Genomic DNA, 22,470 nt, shown 5'->3' on the forward strand with positions numbered 1-22,470 from the left:
TTTCAGTTTCAGAGAGGAGTGATCAAGTGTCAGAACATCAACAACAATTATTTTTAACGTTAATGAATCAATTGCAGCTAGACAATGAAGAGTTTTTACAACCAGATTTTGATCAAGCCTCATTAACAAAAATTGATATTACAAAAAGTATTCCGGAATGGTGTTTTAATATTGAGACGAATCATGTGATACAGTACGAGAAATTCAAACGTTTCTATGAACAATTGAAACAGACTTATGAAAAAATTGCTCAGGTAAGATTAGTAGTCAAAACGAGAGAAGAGTCTCAAATTACCCAAGAACAAATTCAAGCGTATTGGGAAATGGTTCTCTTCCAATTACAACAAGAATCACCTCTTGTAGTTCAATTACTATCAGGACAAATCCCTACTTGGAATCAGAAAAAAATACAATTTCATTGTCCAAATGAAATTACTAAATCTCATGTCAATGAAAATTACATCAAAAAAATTCAACAATATTTTGAGAATTTTGGTTTTCCAAAAATGGGTGTGAATATTATTGTCAATGACGAATTAGGTAGTCAATTAGAAGAAGAGTTACGAATCAAACATGAAACGATTGAACAAGAGTATCAAGAAAAAGCTGTTCAACAAAAAGAAGTACAAGAAACTGCATCTTCTAAACCTGCTGCAGCTAATTCAGATTCATCTATTTTATATGGAAAAGCGATTCGTAGTAATTTAGAAACAAGAGAGATTGCAGATATTTATGAAGAAGAGCGAAATGTATTAGTTGAAGCGCAAATTTTTGATATTGAAATTCGTACAAGAAAAGCAAGTGGAAAGTCCTTTGCCAATATTAAAATGACGGACTACACTTCATCGATTGGAGCAACTTTATTTCCCTCAACAGCTGAAGATGAAGAACGTTTAGCTGCCTTAAAAAAAGGAACATGGGTAAAAGCTTATGGAAATATTGAGATTAATAAATTTTCTCAAGAATTAAATATGATTGTTCGAGATATGAATAAAGTCGAGCATATTGGTCGAATTGATCGTGCGCCAGAAGACCAAAAACGTATTGAATTACATTTACACACAAATATGTCGGTCATGGATGCAACGAATTCTGCGAGTGATTTAGTGAAACAAGCAGCAAAATGGGGACATCCTGCTGTAGCCATTACAGATCATGCAAACTTACAATCGTATCCAGAAGCTCATGGAGCAGGAAAAGGAAATAATATTAAAATTTTATATGGATTAGAAGGAAATATTGTCGATGACCAAGTGAATGTTGCCTATAATCCACAACATATTTTATTAGAAGATGCGACTTATGTAGTGTTTGACGTTGAAACAACAGGTTTATCAGCTATTTATGATTCTATTATTGAATTAGCCGCCGTTAAAATGCATAAAGGAAATGTTATCGATAAGTTTGAAGAATTTATTGATCCAGGACATCCATTATCTGCGACAACCATTCAATTAACAGGTATTACAGATGATATGGTTCGTGGTTCTAAATCACAAGCTCAAGTATTAAAAGAATTTGCAGCATTTACAAAAGATACGATTTTAGTTGCACATAATGCCAGTTTCGATATGGGATTTTTAAATACTGGATATGAAAAAGAAGGTTTGGAGAAAACAACTCAACCGGTCATTGATACATTAGAGTTATCTAGATTACTACATCCACAATTAAAATCTCACCGTTTAAATACATTAGCCAAACGTTATAATGTTGCCTTAGAACAACATCACCGTGCGGTATTTGATTCAGAAACAACTGGACATTTATGTCATATTTTCTTAAAAGAAGCTGCGAATGATCATGGGCTCATTTATCATGACCAATTGAATACGAACTTACACCCAGAAGAAGTGTTCAAAAATGGTCGTCCATTCCACGCAACGATTTTTGCTAAGCATCAAGCAGGATTGAAAGAACTCTTTAAAGTAGTCTCAGCTTCCAATGTACAATATTTTTACAGAGTTCCTAGAATTTTACGAAGCATGTTAATTGAAAATAGAGATTCATTTTTAATTGGTTCTGGATGTAGTGAAGGGGAAGTCTTTGAAGCAATGATGCAAAAAGGCTATGAAGAAGCTAAAGAAAAGGCTAAGTTTTATGATTATATTGAAATTATGCCAAAAGCAGTCTATCGCCCATTAATTGACAAAGAACTCATTCGAAATGAACACCATCTAGAAGAAATTATTAAAAATCTCGTGAAATTAGGAGAAGAACTAGATATTCCAGTTGTTGCAACAGGGAATGTTCACTACTTAAATCCGGAAGATAAAATTTATCGAGAAATTTTATTAACATCTGTGAATAATGGACAAAAATTAAATTATCCAGATGTACATTTTAGAACGACGAATGAAATGCTAGATGAATTCGCCTTTTTAGGAGAAGAAAAAGCTTTTGAAGTCGTTGTGACAAATACTCATTGGGTTAATGATCAGTTAGAAGTGATTATTCCAATTAAAGATGACTTATATACGCCTAAAATTGAAGGGGCAGAAGATGAAATCACAAAATTAAGTTATGACAAAGCTCATGAATGGTATGGAGAAGAATTACCAGAAATCGTTGAGAAACGTATCGATAAAGAGTTAAAGAGTATTATCGGAAATGGATTCTCGGTTATTTACTTAATTTCTCAAAAATTAGTGCATAAAAGTAATGAAGATGGGTATTTAGTAGGATCTCGTGGTTCCGTTGGTTCCTCATTAGTAGCGACATTAACTGGAATTACTGAAGTAAATCCATTAGCGCCTCACTATCGTTGTCCAAATTGTTGTTATTCAGAATTTTTTGATGATGGTTCTGTTGGTTCTGGTTTTGACTTGCCTGAAAAAGATTGTCCTAAATGTGGAACACGACTTGCAAAAGATGGACATGATATTCCATTTGAAACGTTCTTAGGATTCTATGGGGATAAAGTACCCGATATCGATTTAAACTTCTCAGGGGAATATCAGCCACAAGCGCATAACTATACGAAAGTATTATTCGGAGAAGATTATGTATATCGTGCAGGAACCATTGGTACTGTTGCGGATAAAACAGCCTTTGGATATGTAAAAGGATATGAACGAGATTTAGGATTAGAATTTAGACAAGCGGAAATTGATCGTTTAGCAAAAGGGTGTACAGGAGTTAAAAGAAGTACCGGACAACACCCAGGGGGGATTATTGTAATTCCAGATTATATGGATGTTTACGACTTTACTCCAATCCAATTCCCAGCAGATGACCAAAATGCAGAGTGGAAAACGACACACTTTGATTTCCATTCCATCCATGATAATGTGTTAAAACTCGATATACTTGGACACGATGATCCGACTGTAATTAGAATGCTACAAGATTTATCAGGAATTGAACCGAAGGATATTCCACCAGATGATCCAGAAGTGATGAAAATCTTCGGTGGAACAGAAGTATTAGGCGTAACGCCAGAACAAATTGATTCAAATACGGGTACACTCGGAATTCCTGAGTTCGGTACAAAATTTGTACGTGGAATGTTAGAACAAACAAAGCCAACTACATTTACAGAGTTACTACAAATTTCAGGACTATCTCATGGTACAGACGTATATCTTGGAAATGCAGAAGAATTAATTCGACTACATGGTATCCCACTTTCTGAAGTAATTGGATGTCGTGATGATATTATGGTGTACTTAATTCATAAAGGTGTTGAAAACGGCGCTGCTTTCAAAATTATGGAAGGGGTACGTAAAGGGAAGGGAATACCGGAAGACTATCAAGCAATGATGCGAGAAAATAATGTCCCAGAATGGTATATCGAATCATGCTTGAAGATTAAGTACATGTTCCCGAAAGCCCATGCTGCAGCTTATGTATTAATGGCTTTACGTGTAGCGTGGTTTAAAGTTCATAAACCTTTATTATATTACTGTGCTTATTTCTCAGTTCGTGCTCAAGACTTTGATATTGTGGCAATGTCACAAGGAAAAGAAATGATTAAACAAAGAATGAAGGAAATCCGTGATAAAGGAAATGACGCAAGTACTAAAGAGGTAAACTTATTAACGGTACTTGAATTAGCTAATGAAATGTGTGAACGTGGTTTTAGCTTCAAAATGGTCGATATTGAAAAGTCTGATGCAGTGAATTTTGTGATTGAAGGAGATAGTTTAATTGCTCCATTTAGATCAATTCCAGGATTAGGACTAAACGTAGCCAACAAAATTGTTGAAGCAAGACAAGAACAACCATTTATTTCTAAAAAAGATTTAGCAACACGTGGGAAAGTTTCTAAAACTTTAATTGATTATATGACTGAGAATAAAGTATTAGATGACTTACCAGATGAGAATCAATTATCCTTATTTGATTTTTAATGAAAAAGTAGAGACTGGGCAAAAAGTCTCAAAAATAGAAGAAAGCACTATAAAATTCTGAAACAGGATTTTATAGTGCTTTTTAGTCTTATAAATTAAACATAGGAGTCTACCTCTGTTATAATAAGTTTGAACGAAATAAAATAAGAAAGGGTGACTCCTATGTACAAAAATTATACCACACCAACAGATACTTTAGAACTAAATTTTACATTAACTGTTCCTAAAAATCACATTGCTCGATTCATTAATCAGTTTGTAGATTCTATTCCAGATTCTATTATCTTTCCTAATACAACATCAAAAATGGGTAGACCTGCTCATCATCCTCGTATGTTATTAAAAATGATTCTCTTCGCTTATACTCGTTCTACGTATAGTGGTAGAAAAATTGTTCAATTGAATGAAGAAAATATTCCGATGCAGTGGCTGTCTCAACAAACTTATGTCTGTTACCATGTTATTAATAATTTTAGAAGTAATGAACAGTTTTCCTCTATCATTAAAAACATTTTCGTATACTTTACTTTATTACTCCAACACTATCATATTATTGATTCAGATAGTTTATTTATTGATGGTACAAAAGTTCAAGCAGATGCCAATCGTTATTCATTTGTATGGCGTAAAGCTATTGAAAGATATGATGAAGCTTTAAATGAAAAAATTAATACATTATATGATCAATTAATTCAAAATCAAGTGAATATTGCTTTATCAGAAGAAGAAAAAATTACTGAATATGGTGTTAATGCCATGATTGAAGCTGCTAATGAATCTCTTAATCAGTTAGAAGAACTTATTCAAGAAGAACCTAATCATATTGTTGGTGGTTCTAAAAACAAACAGAAAAGACGTTTGTTAAATTCTTTTAAACGTCAACTTGAAAAAGATTTTCTGCCTCGTAAAGAAAAATATACTAAAGCTAAGGAAACATTTGATAATCGAAATAGTTATTCTAAAACAGATAACGATGCTACTTTTATGTGCATGAAAGAAGATGCCATGAAAAATCGAGAGTTGAAACCTGGTTATAATCTTCAAATCGCAACGAATCATCAATATGTTTTAGGCTTTGATGTATTTCCTAACCCTACAGATATGCGTACTCTTAAACCATTTTTAAATTCATTTAAACTATTAGATAATTTTTCTACTATTGTTGCGGATGCTGGGTATGGTAGTGAAGAAAACTATCAATTGATTCTTGAAGAGTATGAAAAGACACCTTTGATACCTTACACAATGTACGAAAAAGAACAAACTAAGAAGTTTAAAAATAATCCATCTAATAGACAAAATTGGGATTACAATGAAGAGGAAGATTATTATATTGATCATTTAGGTGTGAAATTTAGTTTTAAATATTATTCTACAAGAAATGATAAAAATGGCTTTACTCGTCATTTTAAAGTGTATGAGGCAGATTCTACTCAAGTAACAAAAGCGCTAGATGAATTGGCGAAAACTCCTACTGGACAACAACGTCAAATTCGTGTGAACCAAGTTTGGGAATCTTATAAAGAAACGATTAAAGAAGCGTTACATAGTGACCGTGGAAGTAGTATATATGCTCAACGAAAAATTGAAGTTGAGCCTGTTTTCGGTCAGATGAAACGTAATTTTGGTATGCGTAGAACTCATGTCAGAGGAAAAAATGCAGTTCATAATGACATCGGTCTGCTCTTTTTAGGGATGAATCTGCAGAGATTAAGGGGATATATCTTAAATAGTATGAATCAAGGGTGGTTTATCCCCCTTATTTTTACTGAATTTAATAAAAAGCACGTCCTAATTTTGATTTCGGTCAAAATCAGGACGTGCTTTCTTCTATTTTTGAGACTTTATGCCCAGCCTCTTTATAATATTCTTCAATTTGTAAAAAGATTTGTAGTAATTTTTCTTGTAAGTTTTTCGATTTTTGTGAATCCAATATATTGTTATGAAGATAGAGTGAATAAGGTATTTCTATTTGAATCGCTTCTATATTTGGTTGCTTAGATACTTCATGAATAATATTTCCACCTTTAAAAGGCTTATCTAGCTGAGTTGACAAACCTGCTTTTTCAAAACAATTTAAAATATAATTTAACGATTCTTTTGATATTGTTGAACGTCCTTTAGTGCTAATAATAATTTTTTTTGTATGAAAGTATTGATCATCATAGCTATGTAAATCCAGTAAACAAACGCTTGAATTATTTTGTTTCTTTACAGTTATTTGTTTGAATATTGCATCGTAATAAGGAGTGTAATATTCCTTTATCCATTGTTGTTGAATGGATTTTGAAGGATATTGTTTAAATAAAGGATTGCCAAATTCGTCATATTTGGGAATGATTGGAAATGTAGCATTTTTAGAACTATATTTAGAACGATTAACATCTACAACATATCTAGATAAATTTGAAGTAATTGTTGTAAATGGAAAATCTTTTATGAATAAATCTAATTGCCAATCGGTATGAATTCTTTTTGCTTGCTGATTGATTCGATTTTGAATCGATTTAGGAATTTCAGTACCTGAATGAGGAATTGAAATAAGCAAGGGAGAATAATTTGTAGTATGAGCAACTGTTAAATAAACGTTCATAAAATACCTCCTTTTCATTATTGTAGTATAGTTTTTATCATAATGAAAGTTTCTATTGAAATAGATAATGTATTTAGTATAATGTTGTAAAGGAGTGAGTGAGATGAACCAACGTGAAATTGATGAATTGCATGATTATTTAAAGGAATTTACCTCAGAAGTGTTAGCTTGTGCATCAAGTTTTAGAGAAAAGAATACAATATATGCCTCATTTACGTATTATCCAGAATTTCAACATAAATTTTTATTATCGTATCGTAATGAAAATGATACAGTAGAATATGTAGACGATAATGGTAATGTTATATCTGAAGATGAATTAGAATACAAGACAACGGAAACTTCAATGACCTATGGTGAAATGGTTGATATCGTATTGAGTCAATTATTAGAATTTCGCAAAAAATATTATCAAAAGCAAATTAAAACAAGTTCATTTATTTTATAATTGTTGTCTATAAAAAGTACAATTTATAAAAGTAGAATTTATTTTACAAGTATTGACAGTTATTATACATATTGTTATAATAACTTTTGTACTGTTCTAGTAGCTCAGCAGGATAGAGCATTCGCCTTCTAAGCGAACGGTCGGGGGTTCGAATCCCTCCTAGAACGCTAGATTCGAGAACGTTGAGTAATCAACGTTCTTTTTTTTCTATAAAATTAAAAGACTTTGAAGAAAGCATCAACCGTTTCTTATTAAAATGTGTTATAATGGTAACAAGTAATGACAAAATGGAGGGATAATGAATGAGTGAACCAGTTGTTGGATATATTCATTCTACAGAAAGTTTTGGTTCTGTTGATGGACCTGGGGTTCGATTTGTAACATTTATGCAAGGATGTCGTATGCGTTGCGAGTTTTGCCATAATCCAGATACATGGAATATTGGCGGAGGGAAAAAAATTACAAGTCAAGAATTATTGGAAGAAGCTTTACGCTATCGTGCCTTTTGGGGTAAAAAAGGTGGCGTAACAGTCAGTGGAGGAGAACCTTTACTACAAGTTGATTTTTTAATTGATTTCTTTAAACGTTGTAAAGCAATGGGAATCCATACTACATTAGACAGTTGTGGAATGCCATTCACGTATGATGAACCATTCTTTAGCAAATTTGAGGAATTATTAGAATATACAGATTTAATTTTATTAGATATTAAACATATTGATGATGAACAACATAAGAAATTAACAGCTTGGACTAATAAAAATATTTTACAATTAGCAGAATATTTATCAGATAAAGGTCAACCTGTTTGGATTCGTCATGTATTAGTTCCAGAACGTTCAGATTATGATGAGTATTTAGAACGTTTAAGTGAATTTGTTGCTGGATTAAAAAATGTATTAAAATTTGAAGTTTTACCATACCATCGTTTAGGTGTGTATAAATGGAAAAATTTAGGTATTCCATACAAATTAGAACATATTGAGCCACCAACAAAAGAACGTGTTGCAAATGCAAATCGTATTTTAAGAACACAAGAATACAAAGGGTATTTAGAAGTTTAGTTTGGTTTTCTAAACATTGTGTGGTAAAATAGTCATTATAAAATTTATAAAAGTGAGGATTAAAGATGAGTAAATTATTAGTTTTTGGACACCAAAATCCAGATACAGATGCGATTACATCAGCAATTTCGTATGCTTATTTATTAAAACAATTAGGTGAAGAAGCAGAAGCAGTTGCATTAGGAGAACCTAATGAAGAAACTCAATATGCATTGAATTATTTTAATCGAACAGCTCCACGTGTCGTATCTTCAGTTAGTGAAGAAACAGATAGAGTAGCATTAGTGGACCATAATGAAGTTCAACAAAGTGCTTCTGATGTTGAAAAAGTTGAAGTACAATATGTTGTAGATCACCATCGAATTGCGAATTTCCAAACTGCAAATCCTCTATTCTATCGTTGTGAACCAGTAGGATGTACAAATACAATTTTATTTAAAATGTATAAAGAATATGGAATTGAAATTCCAAAAGAAATTGCAGGTTTAATGGTTTCAGCAATTGTTTCTGATACATTATTATTTAAATCACCAACATGTACACAACAAGATATCGAAGCTGCAACTGAATTAGCTCGTATTGCAGAAATTGATGTAAATTCTTATGGATTAGAAATGTTAAAAGCAGGTACAAATTTATCTACTAAATCTGAAGCTGAGTTAATTGATTTAGATGCAAAATCATTCCCAATGGGTTCATACAATATGCGTATTGCTCAAGTGAATGTTGTAGATGAACAAGAACTATTAGCTCGTAGAGAAGCATTAGAATTTAGTATGAAAGAAGCAAATGCAACTCATGGCTATGATACATTCTTATTAGTTGTAACAAATATTTTAACAAGTGTTTCTACTGGCTTAGTTGTCGGAGAAGCATTAGAAACTGTTGCAAAAGCATTTAATACAGAGTATGAAAATGGTCTATTGATTTTACCAGGTGTTGTATCTCGTAAAAAACAAGTGGTACCACCTTTAACAGTTGCATTCGAAAACTAGAATGAATTGATGTTGAATCCGAACTATTGATGATACAAATCTGATATCATGTTCGGATTATTTTATTTTTAATTTGAAATAATAAAGGATGAAGAGCAGTGAAAAATTTATTTGATTATTTAAAAAATTTATTGCCTTCTGGTTCAAAAAAAGAATGGGATATAGCTCAAGTAACATTATTTGTAGAAAATATTCATAGCATGAAGAGGTTTTATACACAAGTTCTTGGGTTAACCATTTTACAAGACTTTGAAACGGAAGTTTTGTTAGGATTGCCTCAAGGAAGTATTCCAATGATTCGTCTAATGACAGCTGAAAATACTGGCACCCGTAAGACTAATTTAACGTATTACTTAGGGTTTGAAATTCCAAAGAAACAATTATTGGGAGATTTGAGTAATCATTTTCTGTTAGAAGAACAAATGATTATGGCAACTTGTGATGATGGTTATAGTGAAGGATTTTATATTATGGATCCTGAACAAAATCGTTTGAAATTTTACTGTGTAAAAAAAGATTTATTACTAGAAGATGTGAATCATGAAATGCAATATTTAGAAGGTAACGAAGTGACGATTCCTATCCAAGAATTTATTCAATTAGGAGATACGGGAGTCCATGGTTTACCCGCTAAAACACGATTAAATCAAGTACATTATATTGTAAATGATATTCAAAAAACATCGGATTTTTTAACAAAGAATTTTCAATTTAAAACAACTTATGATTATGTTGCAGAGCGTATTAATTTTCAAATCAATGAACATTATTATTCCATTGCAGTTAATGAGTGGCAGGTAATTGATGCTACTCATACAATGTATGGGGTAAGAGAAATTATGTTTTTTGTTCCAGAAATAAAAGTCATAGAAGCTATTGTAGAACGTTTAGAAGAAATTGAATGGCCTTATTTATATCAAGACTCTGAATTAAAAGTATTAACGCCTGATCATATTCGTTATCACTTTAAAGTGGGGGAACGCCTATGAGTATGTTTAATGTAGCTAGATATCGTAAATATCGAAAAAATCCAAAAGTACGTCATTTAGTCAGTTTATTTGCCATTATTTTATCTGGTTTTTTACAAGCTTTTACACTTAAAGTATTCATTCAACCTTCAAACCTACTTTCTAGTGGATTTTTAGGGGTATCCATTTTAATTCATCAAATTGCAGAATTATTTGGGTTGGATATTTCCATTTCATTAATGATGTTAGCTTTAAATATTCCAGTTGCCATTATTTGTTATCGTGGAATTAGTCCAAGGTTTACATTTTATTCGATTTTACAAGTATTTTTTGGAAGTTTCTTTATTCGAGTATTAAATTTTGAACCAATTTTTGATGATGTTTTATTAAATGTAATTTTTGGTGGAGTATTGAATGGAATTTACATTTCAATTGCCTTAAAAGGAAATGCTTCAACAGGAGGAACTGACTTTGTTGCATTATACTTCTCAAATAGAAATGGAAAAACCATTTGGCAAGAAGTGTTTGTGTTTAATACTTTATTGTTAATTATTTTCGGAGCTATTTTTGGTTGGAGATATGCTGGATATTCAATTATTTTCCAATATATTTCTACAAAAGTAATCAGTACTTTCCATCAACGTTATCATCGTGTAACCTTACAAATTACAACACGTTATGGTGAGGAAGTTATGCAAGCTTATTTAAAAAATATTCGCCATGGTATTTCATGTGTAGAAGCAATTGGTGGATTTAGTCATGAAAAAATGTATTTATTACATACGGTGTTATCTTCTTATGAATTGATTGATGCCATTTCTGTATTAAAGGAAGCAGATCCTCGTGTTATTATTAATCAATTCGCAACGGAAAACTTTTATGGAAGATTTCATCGAGACCCAGAGTAAGAGAAAGGAGAAGTCTATATGAAAAAATATTTAAATCAAGAAACTTTCATTTCAATTTTAATGGTAACCATTGGTTCCTTTATTTTTTCGTTTATGATTAATGCAGTTGTGATTCCGAATCAATTCGGGAGTGGTGGTGTAACGGGAATTACTTTGTTACTATATTATATATTTGGCATTAATCCTGGGACTTCTAACTTAGTGATTAACTTAGTTTTATTATTAATTGGTTACCAGTTTTTAGAACGCCGAACAATGTTTTATACCGTATATGCAGTAATTTTAATGTCTGTCTTTCTAGATATCACTAGAGGAATGTATCAATTTGTACCACATAATGTATTATTAGCTGCTATTGGTGGAGGAGTAGTTAGTGGTGCAGCTTTAGGTCTTGTAATGCTTGGAAATGGAACTACTGCTGGTACAGATATTATTGCCATGATGTTGAAAAAGTATTTAGGTTGGAATGTTTCAGTTTCATTATTAATGTTAGATGTTTTTGTTGTAAGCCCATTATCGATTATTTCAGATTTAGAAAAAGTTATAATTACATTAATTTATTTATTTACAGCTAGTAGAATAATTAACCTTGTTTTAGAAGGCTTTAACTCTAAGAAATCCTTTATGATTATTTCTAAGAAATATGAAGAGATTGGAGCTCAAATTCAAGAAAAAATTGGTCGTGGAACAACCATTCTAGACGGTCATGGTTTTTATTCTCGTGAAGAACGAAAAGTATTATTTGTAGCAGTAAACCGTCTACAAGTGATGACTTTACAAAGAATTATTCATGATGTAGATCCTAAAGCTTTTATCATTATTACCGAAGTAACACATGTTATTGGTGAAGGATTTACGTATCATCCAAAATCATAATTTTTATACACTTCCTAAAATGGAAGTGTATTTTTTTGAAAAAAATCTTGACTATAACCTAGCGTCATACCTTATACTGTAATTGTTAGGAGGAATAAAGATGTATTTCATTAAACAAGTGAGTGAACTTAGTGGTGTATCGGTGCGCACTTTACATCATTATGACAATATAGGTTTACTTTCACCACAAAAAGACGAAAATGGTTATCGGTATTATAGTGAGGAAGACTTATCTTATCTACAAACGATTCTTTATTATAAATATTTAGGATTTTCTCTAAAAGAAATTCAGTCACTTTTGCAACAGAAGGAAGAGGACTTATTACCACACTTACAAAAACAATTAATGTTAATGCAAAATGAAAAGGAAAAACTTCTAACATTAATTGATACATTAGAAAAGACAATTCTGTCTACAGAAAGGAAAATTAGGATGTCAACAGAAGAAAAATTTAAAGGATTTAGTGTTTCAGATAATAAAAAATATAAAAAAGATGCAATAAAAAAATATGGTGAAGAAGTTATAAATGAAGCTGAGGAAAAACAAAAAGGAAAAGAAGATATTGTAGCTGAAGGTTTTAATCGTATCTTCTTTACTTATGCAGATAATATCGAAAAAGGAATTCCAGCAACGGATTCAGTAAATGTTGCCCTTGCAAAGGAATTACATCAACATATGTGTCAGTATGCATTTGATTGTTCAATTGATGTATTTTCAAGTATCGGATTAGGGTATGCACATAATGAAGAGTTTAGAACAAATTTAGATAAATATGGAAAAGGTGTTGGGCAATATGCCTGTGACGCTATTCAACAATATGTAGCACAAGTGAGAGGATAATTGAAAAAGAGAACTGGAGTGGGTAGACTCCAGTTCTCTTGTTTTTATGTTAAATAGATTGGATATGTAATCAATCTAGCTTCTAGTTCAACTTCTTCAAATGAATAAAATTCACCATCTGTCTGCATCAAAATAGGTTGTTCGATTTTGATAGAAGCTGTGGTAGCAGTTTGTTTGATTAAATTTTTAGGAAAACGTTCAAAATGTTGTTTATTCCATAAAATAAATGGAAATGCTTTTAGTATAGTTGGAGTAGTAACATCTCTAGCAACTACTACTTCAAAGTTATGTGAATTTTGTTTTGCAGTTGGAACAAATCGAATTCCTCCTCCAAAATAAGAGTGATTGAATAGTCCGACTAATAAATTTTTATCTGTAAATTGAACAGGTTCGTTATTAATTTGTATGGAAGCTTGAAATTCTTTATGATTTTTAAAAGCATTAATAATAGGTGTTAAATAAGATAATTTATTTAAGCCTAGTTTACTTTTTTGTTTTTTAGATTTTAATGTATTTAGCTGGCAAATTGCAGCATCAATTCCAAAACCTAGAGAGTTTAGTGCAATACCACAAGTATGAGATAATCTTTCATTGTAGGAAATCAGTTCTAGTGTTGAAATCATTTCATTATTTAATCGTTCTATAAAGGTTGGAATGTCATGTGTAAAATTCATTTCTCTTGAAAAATCATTGCCTGTTCCTGCTGGTAAGTAACTGATTGGAATAGATTTTTGAAATTTAATAAAAGTGGCAATTGCTTCATTTAATGTTCCATCTCCACCAATAATAATGATACGATGATTGGCATTAAGAGATGGTAATATTTTTTTTATAATTTGATACACTTCCCCAGCATAATGAGTTAAATGACTCGAAAATGCTATAGAATGATCGGTGAAATATTGAATAAGTAAATTAAATTGTTTCATTCCCATTCCAGCACCAGAATGAGGATTTGCGATAATGATGTACTCCATAAAAGACTCCCTCATTTTTATTAAATTATATTATAACAAATCTACATTATAAATGAAATGGAGAATTTTAAATTTATGTTTTATAATAGAACTGAGGTGATATAAATGTCCAATAATTTTTTTGAAGCGGTATTAAATCCTACATGGAAAACATTATCAAATGAAATGAAAACTTTAGTCATTCAAAATGTTGTAAGGCATTTTGTAAATCCAATATTAGAAGTAACAGAAATTACTCCTGTTAGTTATCAATTTGGAGGATTTAAGACAGATACATTTGAAATAAGTATTGACGGAGTAGAGTATGTTTTTGTTCCTGGACAGAAAAAGTGTATTTTGGGATGGGATAATGGATTATCTGGATTGTCAGGTCTAGATTGTAGTGAAGAGCGTCAAGAATTAAGATATGAGTTAAAACGTTATTGTAATCAACATTTAACAAGTACACTTTTGACAGAAACAGGTTTTTTAAATCAGGATTTTTCTCACATTCGATTATCGACAGATTATATTGATGATAAAATTAATGCTTCAACATCTCCATTAAGAGAAGTTGATATTCCAGCATTATTAGTTGAAAAGAAACCAAAGTTTGTTGGATTAAAATACATTGGACAATATAATGTCGTTTCAGGTCAATTATCCAATCATGAATATCACTCTGAAGAAATCCTTCAATTAATTCAACAAATATTACAACCTGAAGGTCAAGACAATCATTTTTTAAAAGACTATCCTACTGTAGGAAGAAAATCATCTCTATTTATTCAGCAAAATCAGATAAATCTAGATGTTTTTGATTGTTATGTAGATGATGCTGAATCGTATTCTGATTTAAAAAGAGAAGTGGAGCGTCATGGTTTTGGATTATTTACTGAAGATGAATGGGAATATTGTTGTGGTGGAAGCTGTCGTCGTTTATTCAAATGGGGAAATCAGTTAAAACGTCAATTATTCCATAAAAATATTTCTCCTTTATGGAAAGAGAATATGTTTGGATTAATCATCGCAAATGCAGAATTCGGTCCGGAATTAATAGATGATGAGAGTTATACGAAAGGTGGTTGGTTAGAAGAGACTCATAAGGCACCGATTATTAATTTATTGCCTTTATCTTCGTATTATCGTGGTGAGGGGATAGAGGATAAGGAGAAAGAGTTAGTTCCCGGATATTATTGCGTAAGAAAAGTGCTGCGTATTGATTAGAATTGATATGGCATCGAAAAGACTATTCATAGTAGCAAAGGACGCAAGCAAACCTGACGGTTTCATTGCTAAAATTCGAGCCTTGGTCTCGAATTTTCCTACACAATAAGTCATATTTGTCTTATTGTGTTAATGCTACTATGAACTAGTCTTTTCTCTTTTGGAAGTGAGATAATGTATAAACGTTGATAACATAGAAATTTTATTGTACCTAGGACAGTAGCAGCGTTGTAGAAGAGATTTTTGGCTTATGTTGTTTCAGCTACTATGAATATTCTATTCTTTTTTTGAAATATATTGATTCAGTGACGTATAAATTATTAGACTATTCATAGTAGCAAAGGATGCAAGTAAACCTTGCGGTTCCGTTGGTTTATAAAGGCTTCTATGAACTAGTCTTTTATTTTTTGTCAAAAAGTCAAAAAAAGTCAAAGAAAATGTTTGACCTTTATTGACTAATGAGTTATACTATAAACATCAAAGAGATTTGATAGCAAGAAATGGAAGAAAAAGAATGGGGGAAGCAAGATGAATATTGAAAAAATGACAACAATGATGCAACAATCACTTGCTCAGGCACAAGAAATTGCGCAAAATAGAAAACATCAAGAAATCGATGTCTCACATTTGTGGAAAGTATTTTTAACGCCAAATCATTTTGTGAGAAATCTATATGAAGATGTCCATGTTCCAATTTCAGAATTAGAAAAATTTGTGGATGAAAAGATTGATCAATTACCAGTCGTAGAAGGAAGCCAAGTCCAATATGGTCAAAGCTTAAGTCAATCTTTATACCAATTACTAACAAAAGCTGATGAAATTCGACAACAATTTCAAGATGAATATTTAGCAACGGAAGTGATTGTATTAGCTTTAATGGAAACGAATCATCCAATTAAAGAATTTTTATTGAAACATCAAGTAACAAAACAAGTATTACAAGAAAGAATTGAAAAATTGAGAGGAGGAAGTCGTGTGACTAGTCAAAATCAAGAAAATCAATATGAAGCATTAAAACAATATGCACAAAATTTAAATGAAGCAGTAAAATCTGGAAAACAAGATCCAGTAATTGGACGTGATGAAGAAATTCGTGACGTGATTCGTATTTTATCTAGAAAAACAAAGAACAATCCTGTATTAATCGGGGAACCTGGGGTAGGTAAAACAGCAATCGTAGAAGGTCTTGCACAAAGAATTGTACGAAAAGACGTTCCTGAAAATTTAAAAGATAAAGTCATTTACTCATTAGATATGGGAGCGTTAATTGCAGGAGCAAAATTCCGTGGAGAATTTGAAGAACGATTAAAAGCAGTTTTAGCAGAAGTTACAAAATCGGAAGGTCAAATCATTTTATTCATCGATGAAATTCATACGATTGTTGGTGCTGGTAAAACAGAAGGTTCAATGGATGCTGGTAACTTATTAAAACCAATGTTAGCTCGTGGAGAATTACACTGTATCGGGGCAACAACATTAGATGAATATCGTGAAAATATGGAAAAAGATAAAGCTTTAGAAAGACGTTTCCAAAAAGTATTAGTTCACGAACCAACAGTAGAAGATACTATTTCTATTTTACGTGGATTAAAAGAACGTTTTGAAATTCATCATAGTGTAAATATTCATGATAATGCCCTAGTAGCAGCAGCAACTTTATCAAATCGATATATTACAGACCGTTATTTACCAGATAAAGCCATTGATTTAGTCGATGAGGCATGTGCAACGATTCGTGTTGAAATGAATTCAATGCCAACTCAATTGGATACAGTGACTCGTCGTTTAATGCAATTAGAAATTGAAGAACAAGCATTAAAAATGGAAAAAGATGAAGCAAGTAAGAAGCGCTTATTGATTCTTCAAGAAGAATTAGCAACATTACGTGAAGAAGCCAATAACTTAAAAATGAAATGGGAAATCGAAAAAGAAGAAGTGAATAAAATTCGTGATAAACGTGAAGAAATTGATCGCTTAAAACATGAATTAGATGAAGCTGAAGCTGAATATAACTTAGAAAAAGCAGCTGAACTTCGTCATGGTCGTATTCCTAAATTAGAAAAAGAAATTCAAGAATTAGAAGCTCAAGCAAAACTTCATGCCCAAGAAGATAATCGATTAGTACAAGAAGCTGTAACAGATGAAGAAATTGCTCGTGTTGTTGGTCGATTAACAGGTATTCCTGTAACAAAATTAGTCGAAGGAGAAAGAGAAAAACTTCTTCAATTAGAAGATACGTTACATGAACGTGTGATTGGACAGGATGAAGCGGTACAAAAAGTGGCAGATGCAGTCTTACGTTCTCGTGCTGGATTACAAAATCCAAATCGCCCTATTGGTAGTTTCTTATTCTTAGGACCAACTGGTGTTGGTAAAACAGAATTAGCGAAAACATTGGCGGAGAACTTATTTGATAGCCAAGATCATATGGTCAGAATTGATATGAGTGAATATATGGAAAAATTCTCTGTGAGTCGTTTAGTCGGAGCGCCTCCAGGATATGTTGGTTATGAAGAAGGCGGTCAATTAACAGAAGCCGTTCGTCGTAATCCGTATACCATTGTTTTATTAGATGAAATTGAAAAAGCACATCCAGATGTTTTCAATATTTTATTACAAGTATTAGATGATGGTCGTCTAACAGATTCAAAAGGTAGAGTGGTTGACTTTAAAAATACAGTCTTTATTATGACAAGTAATATTGGTTCTCAATTCTTATTAGAAATTCAAGGAGAAATAATTGATGCTGAAACAAGACAAGCAGTGGAAAGTGTCTTGAAGGGTACATTTAAACCTGAATTTTTAAACCGTATTGATGAAACAATCTTCTTTACACCATTATCAAGAACTCATATTCATGGCATTATTGGTAAGATGTTGAAAGATTTAAATCTTCGTTTACAAGAGCAAGAGATTCAATTAGAATTTACGGATGAATTGAAAGATTGGATTTCTGAAAATGCTTATAATCCTGTTTATGGTGCTAGACCAATTGCTCGTTATATTCAACGTGAAATTGAAACACCATTAGCAAAAGAATTAATTCGTTCAAGTATTTTACCAGGAAATACTGTACAATGTGATGTAGTAGCAGACCATGTTACCTTTCATGTAGTTGAAAATTAAAATAAAAACGAAAAAACTTTTCAAGTAGTAAGGACGCCAGCAGACCTGCGGTCTCATGGCTAAAATTTGAGCCTAGGTCTCAAATTTTCCTGTACTATAAGCCACAAATCTGTGGCTTATAGTACTACTACATTGAAAAGTTTTTTCTTATTTTATTTTATCTATAACCTAATAAATATATTATCCAGTAATTTATTCACTAACCGGTTTGCGTTTGCGAACTCCCCAGAATTGGAAGTAGTCGGTACGGATTGCACCATTGTATAGTTTACGTTTCTTAGTGGCTTGTTTTCCATAATGTTCTTCAAAACTTAAATCACTCGTTAAAATATACTTACTCCAAGTTTCTAATGGTTCATACGTTTGACCCATTTGACGGTAAATATTTTGAGCTTGTTCTTCAGACAATAAACGATCACCATATGGTGGATTAGCAACTAATACACCATTTTCTTTTTTCGTGCGGAAATCTTTCAATTGCATTTGTTTAAATTCAATATGTTCGCTAACACCAGCTTTAATCGCATTTTGTTTTGCAATTTCAATCATCGAACCATCAATATCAGCACCAAGAATGTCTAATATCACATCAGTACGAATTTCTTTTCTTGCTTCTTGACGAACAGTGTCAAATGCTTTTGGATCAAAGAATGTCCATTTTTCAGCTGCAAATGAACGATTTAATCCAGGTGCGATGTTTAATCCAATTAAAGCAGCTTCGATAGGAATAGTACCAGAACCACAACATGGATCATAAAATGGTTTGTCTGGGAACCAATTTGTTAACATGACAAGAGCTGCTGCCATATTTTCTTTTAATGGTGCGCCACCTTTTTCAGTACGGTAGCCACGTTTAAATAAACTTGTACCACTTGTATCAATGGTTAAAGTTACAACATCTTTTAAAATAGAAACTTCGATAGGATAGAGTGCTCCTGTTTCTGGTAAATGTGTTTTACGAGCGTAAGCTGCACTTAGACGATTAACGATTGCTTTTTTTACAATAGATTGGCAGTTTGGAACACTATGTAAAGTCGATTTAACAGATTTTCCTGATACGGGAAATTCTGCATCTACTGGTAAAATTTGTTCCCAAGGGAGTGCTTTTGTTTGTTCAAATAAAGCATCAAAAGTTTTAGCAGTGAATTGACCAAAAACAATTTTAATTCGGTCAGCGGTACGTAAATAAATATTTGTTTTTGCAATATCATAATCGTTACCTGTAAAATAAGCTTTTCCGTTTTCTACTTGGCAATCATAGCCAAGAGTTCGTAATTCTTTTCCAACAAGTGCTTCAATGCCAGCTGCAGCAGTGGCGACTAATTTATAAGTTGTCATAATAAATTCCTTTCTATTAGAAATGATAGTTTTTCAAAAAAAATACCGGGAGACCCCGGTAAATAACCTGAATGCAAACTTCTATAAGCCATGTTCTGTTCCATCAATTAGCAGGTTCTAATTGATTTCAGTAATCATCTGTCTACACAAATGTGCCTCTTTTTTCGTTCATTTCCTAATAAAGAGTGCCCCTACCATAAGTTTGGGTTGCTCGCTCGAGGGGTTTACCGCGTTCCACCATTTTCGTTTCCAAAAATGCTTCGTCACTGTGGCACTTTCAAGAATACTTTGGCATAGAAATCCTTAGCCATTTTTTCTGCCGTCAACAAATTGTTGCCTTAGCTTATTGTTTCGCTAAGCACGAACACTACAGACATCTCAGTCTGTGCGAGCATGGACTTTCCTCAGTAGTGCAATCACTACCGCGATTACTCAAAGTTTACAAGTTTTATTAATCTTTAATTGGGGGAATGAGACGAGTTTTGTCTAAATCATCCTCATAATCGTCTTCTAATTTTTCATCAAAGACATGTTTTTCTAAATTCGCTAAACGTTTTAAAATATCAAAGTTTGTAACTCCAGCTGAAGGGATGCTTGCTGAACGAGTTCCTTTTGTGACAGTTGCTTGTTTTGATAATTCGTCAACTTTATTTACTAAACGTTCATTTTCACTTTGTAAAAAGCTAATTTCTTTTTGGAAAGTGTCATAATCACGAATGATTAAATCTAAAAATGCATCTACTTCTTCAATATCAAATCCTCTGAATGAGCGTTTAAATTGTTTATTTAAAATATCTTTTGTTGATAAATGTCTTGCCATGGTTTCATTACTCCTTAATATCTATAATCAATCATCTTTTTTTGGTTAGTATGCTTGCTACTCGATGCAAAAATGTCTTTTGCAAGCAGTGAAAAATATATTGTTTTTCTATCTTCAATATCATACTAAAAATTCGGAAAAATTACAAATATGTTACATTAAATTTTTAGGCAAATTTTATTTTCTTTGTTATAATGTCTTGTAAACAATGATAAATACTAAAGGAGAGTCAATAAATGGATTGGTTAGAAGTTACAGTAGTAACTCATACAGAGAGTGTAGAGGCAGTCAGTGAAATTTTTATGGAAATCGGAGCTAAAGGAGTTTCGATTGAAGATCCTCTCGACTATGATCAATTAAATCAAGAACAATTAGAATGGCTTTCAGTTGAAAGAAAGTCTTTATATGAAACAGATGAAGTTTTTGTCAAAGCTTATTTCCAACCAAATCAGTGGAATGATGAACTAACAGAAACCGTAACGAATAGAGTTCAAGAACTAAAATCTTACGGATTAACAATTGGTAAGGGAATTGTTACGTTACAAACAGTAGGAGAAGCAGACTGGGCAGAAGCTTGGAAAAAATATTATTTCCCAGTTCGTGTCACTAGATATTTAACTGTTGTGCCTAGTTGGTTAGAGTATCAAAAACAACAAGAAGATGAACGTTTAATTTGTTTAGATCCAGGTTTAGCTTTCGGAACAGGAACACATCCAACAACTCAATTATCTTTAGCTGCTTTGGAACAATATGTTCGTGGTGGAGAGAGTGTATTAGATGTTGGAACAGGCTCTGGGGTTTTAAGTATTGCCGCTAAATTATTAGGGGCAAGAGATGTTACAGCTTTTGACATTGATGAAATGGCAACCAGAGTTTCAAAAGAAAATATTTCTTTAAATCCAGAAGTTGGTGAAATTGCAGTTTATGAAAATAATTTATTACAAGGAATTAATCAACCTTCTGATTTAATTGTGGCGAATATTTTAGCGGAAATTTTATTAATGATGCCTGCGGATGCATATCATAATTTAAAGGAAAATGGTGTCTTAATTTTATCAGGAATTATTCAATCAAAAGCAGAGGAAGTACGTGCCGCTTATGAGAATGCAGGATTTACTTTAAAACAACAACTTACAATGGGTGAATGGAATACATTTGTCATGACAAAAGTGAAAGACTAGGTGAACAAGATGCAACGTTATTTTATCAATCAAGTCATTCAATCCGTTGGAGAAAAGATTTCAGTTCCTAAAGAGCAAGAGCATCATATGGTAAAAGTGATGCGTATGAATATCGAAGAATGTTGTGAAATTGTAGATGAGAATGAACAATTATATATCGCAGAAATTACACAATTATCACCATTAGAGTTAACAATAGTAGAACATAAAGAACAAAATGTAGAATTACCGATTGATGTGACAATTTTTGTAGGGTTATCAAAAGGGGATAAATTAGAAACGATTGTCCAAAAAGCTACAGAATTAGGCGTTCATACGATTGTACCAGTAGAAATGAAACGCAATATGGTGAAATGGACAAAGGATAAGTCTCAAAAGAAAGTTGAAAGATTACAAAAAATTGCGCAAGAAGCAGCAGAACAATCACACAGATTACATGTTCCGAAAGTGTTTGACCTAATGACATTAAAGGAAAGTGTCGGTTTAGCGAAGCAATCGTCAAAAGCATTAGTTGCCTTTGAAGAAGTTGCTAAACAAGGAGAAGCAGCGGCTTTAGTTCAATCATTTACTTCATTAAAAGAAGGAGATTCGATTGCCTTTTATTTTGGTCCTGAAGGTGGATTTGATGTTCAAGAAATTGAGTACTTAAATAGCCAGGAAGTACATTCTTGTGCCTTAGGTCCAAGAATTTTACGAGCAGAAACAGCGCCAATGTATGCACTAGCTGCACTGTCGTATCATTTCGAACTGTTAAAAGGTTAGAAATAGTTGACGGAA

16 protein-coding genes, 1 tRNA gene, 1 other RNA gene and 1 pseudogene are annotated in these 22,470 nt (G+C 32.1%); 14 read left to right on the plus strand and 5 right to left on the minus strand.

Annotation, left to right across the window (positions count from 1 at the left end; genetic code table 11):
- Positions 1-26: 26 nt before the first annotated feature.
- Together RYK07_RS01555 and RYK07_RS01560 are read left to right on the plus strand one after the other, a co-directional pair.
- Positions 27-4,352 carry a PolC-type DNA polymerase III gene (locus RYK07_RS01555; RefSeq protein ID WP_314852066.1) on the plus strand — a complete coding sequence of 1,442 codons (4,326 nt, stop codon included), beginning with the start codon at positions 27-29 and terminating at the stop codon, positions 4,350-4,352.
- A 162-nt stretch (positions 4,353-4,514) separates the two neighbouring features.
- Complete coding sequence (locus RYK07_RS01560; protein ID WP_399546212.1) at positions 4,515-6,353, plus strand: IS1182 family transposase; 1,839 nt, start codon at positions 4,515-4,517, stop codon at positions 6,351-6,353.
- A gap of 4 nt (positions 6,354-6,357) precedes the next feature.
- Here RYK07_RS01560 and RYK07_RS01565 read toward each other — a convergent pair.
- A pseudogene (locus RYK07_RS01565) lies at positions 6,358-6,963 on the minus strand (N-formylglutamate amidohydrolase); the annotation flags it as partial.
- A gap of 85 nt (positions 6,964-7,048) precedes the next feature.
- Here RYK07_RS01565 and RYK07_RS01570 point away from each other — a divergent pair.
- From RYK07_RS01570 to RYK07_RS01605, 8 genes are all read left to right on the plus strand, one after another.
- Positions 7,049-7,393, plus strand: coding sequence for a hypothetical protein (locus RYK07_RS01570; RefSeq protein WP_314852068.1), 345 nt, complete (start codon positions 7,049-7,051; stop codon positions 7,391-7,393).
- 93 nt (positions 7,394-7,486) lie between these two features.
- A tRNA-Arg gene (locus RYK07_RS01575) sits at positions 7,487-7,560 on the plus strand.
- 135 nt (positions 7,561-7,695) lie between these two features.
- On the plus strand, positions 7,696-8,457 hold the full coding sequence (pflA, locus tag RYK07_RS01580; protein ID WP_314852069.1) for a pyruvate formate-lyase-activating protein: 762 nt from the start codon (positions 7,696-7,698) through the stop codon (positions 8,455-8,457).
- Between the two features lie 65 nt (positions 8,458-8,522).
- Positions 8,523-9,452 (plus strand): manganese-dependent inorganic pyrophosphatase, encoded by a 930-nt coding sequence (locus RYK07_RS01585; RefSeq protein ID WP_006702763.1) that lies wholly within the window; start codon positions 8,523-8,525, stop codon positions 9,450-9,452.
- Positions 9,453-9,550: 98 nt separating this feature from the next.
- Positions 9,551-10,441 carry a VOC family protein gene (locus RYK07_RS01590; RefSeq protein ID WP_006702762.1) on the plus strand — a complete coding sequence of 297 codons (891 nt, stop codon included), beginning with the start codon at positions 9,551-9,553 and terminating at the stop codon, positions 10,439-10,441.
- Positions 10,438-11,328 carry a YitT family protein gene (locus tag RYK07_RS01595; protein ID WP_314852070.1) on the plus strand — a complete coding sequence of 297 codons (891 nt, stop codon included), beginning with the start codon at positions 10,438-10,440 and terminating at the stop codon, positions 11,326-11,328. Before RYK07_RS01590 ends, RYK07_RS01595 begins: the two co-directional genes overlap by 4 nt.
- A gap of 18 nt (positions 11,329-11,346) precedes the next feature.
- Positions 11,347-12,204, plus strand: a complete 858-nt coding sequence (locus RYK07_RS01600; RefSeq protein ID WP_314852071.1) for a YitT family protein — start codon at positions 11,347-11,349, stop codon at positions 12,202-12,204.
- A gap of 100 nt (positions 12,205-12,304) precedes the next feature.
- Complete coding sequence (locus RYK07_RS01605) at positions 12,305-13,045, plus strand: MerR family transcriptional regulator (protein WP_314852072.1); 741 nt, start codon at positions 12,305-12,307, stop codon at positions 13,043-13,045.
- Between the two features lie 44 nt (positions 13,046-13,089).
- Here the strand turns inward: RYK07_RS01605 and RYK07_RS01610 are convergent, their stop codons facing one another.
- Positions 13,090-14,022, minus strand: coding sequence for a YegS/Rv2252/BmrU family lipid kinase (locus RYK07_RS01610; RefSeq protein WP_314852073.1), 933 nt, complete (start codon positions 14,020-14,022; stop codon positions 13,090-13,092).
- 105 nt (positions 14,023-14,127) lie between these two features.
- Between RYK07_RS01610 and RYK07_RS01615 the strand changes: the two genes are divergently transcribed.
- On the plus strand, positions 14,128-15,228 hold the full coding sequence (locus RYK07_RS01615) for a hypothetical protein (protein WP_314852074.1): 1,101 nt from the start codon (positions 14,128-14,130) through the stop codon (positions 15,226-15,228).
- A 528-nt stretch (positions 15,229-15,756) separates the two neighbouring features.
- Positions 15,757-18,354, plus strand: coding sequence for an ATP-dependent chaperone ClpB (clpB, locus tag RYK07_RS01620; RefSeq protein WP_314852075.1), 2,598 nt, complete (start codon positions 15,757-15,759; stop codon positions 18,352-18,354).
- Between the two features lie 192 nt (positions 18,355-18,546).
- Here clpB and RYK07_RS01625 read toward each other — a convergent pair whose 3' ends face one another.
- From RYK07_RS01625 to gpsB, 3 genes are all read right to left on the minus strand, one after another.
- On the minus strand, positions 18,547-19,692 hold the full coding sequence (locus tag RYK07_RS01625; RefSeq protein ID WP_314852077.1) for a class I SAM-dependent RNA methyltransferase: 1,146 nt from the start codon (positions 19,690-19,692) through the stop codon (positions 18,547-18,549).
- Positions 19,693-19,771: 79 nt separating this feature from the next.
- Positions 19,772-20,132, minus strand: an RNA gene (rnpB, locus tag RYK07_RS01630) — RNase P RNA component class B.
- Between the two features lie 11 nt (positions 20,133-20,143).
- Complete coding sequence (gene gpsB / locus RYK07_RS01635) at positions 20,144-20,512, minus strand: cell division regulator GpsB (protein ID WP_314852078.1); 369 nt, start codon at positions 20,510-20,512, stop codon at positions 20,144-20,146.
- A 236-nt stretch (positions 20,513-20,748) separates the two neighbouring features.
- Between gpsB and prmA the strand changes: the two genes are divergently transcribed.
- A complete protein-coding gene (gene prmA / locus RYK07_RS01640; protein WP_314852079.1) occupies positions 20,749-21,693 on the plus strand; it encodes a 50S ribosomal protein L11 methyltransferase in 945 nt (314 codons plus the stop codon).
- Between the two features lie 9 nt (positions 21,694-21,702).
- Positions 21,703-22,455, plus strand: coding sequence for a 16S rRNA (uracil(1498)-N(3))-methyltransferase (locus tag RYK07_RS01645; RefSeq protein WP_314852080.1), 753 nt, complete (start codon positions 21,703-21,705; stop codon positions 22,453-22,455).
- The last annotated feature ends 15 nt before the right edge of the window (positions 22,456-22,470 follow it).

It is taken from the genome of uncultured Granulicatella sp. (assembly GCF_963528315.1).
Lineage (GTDB): Bacteria > Bacillota > Bacilli > Lactobacillales > Aerococcaceae > Granulicatella.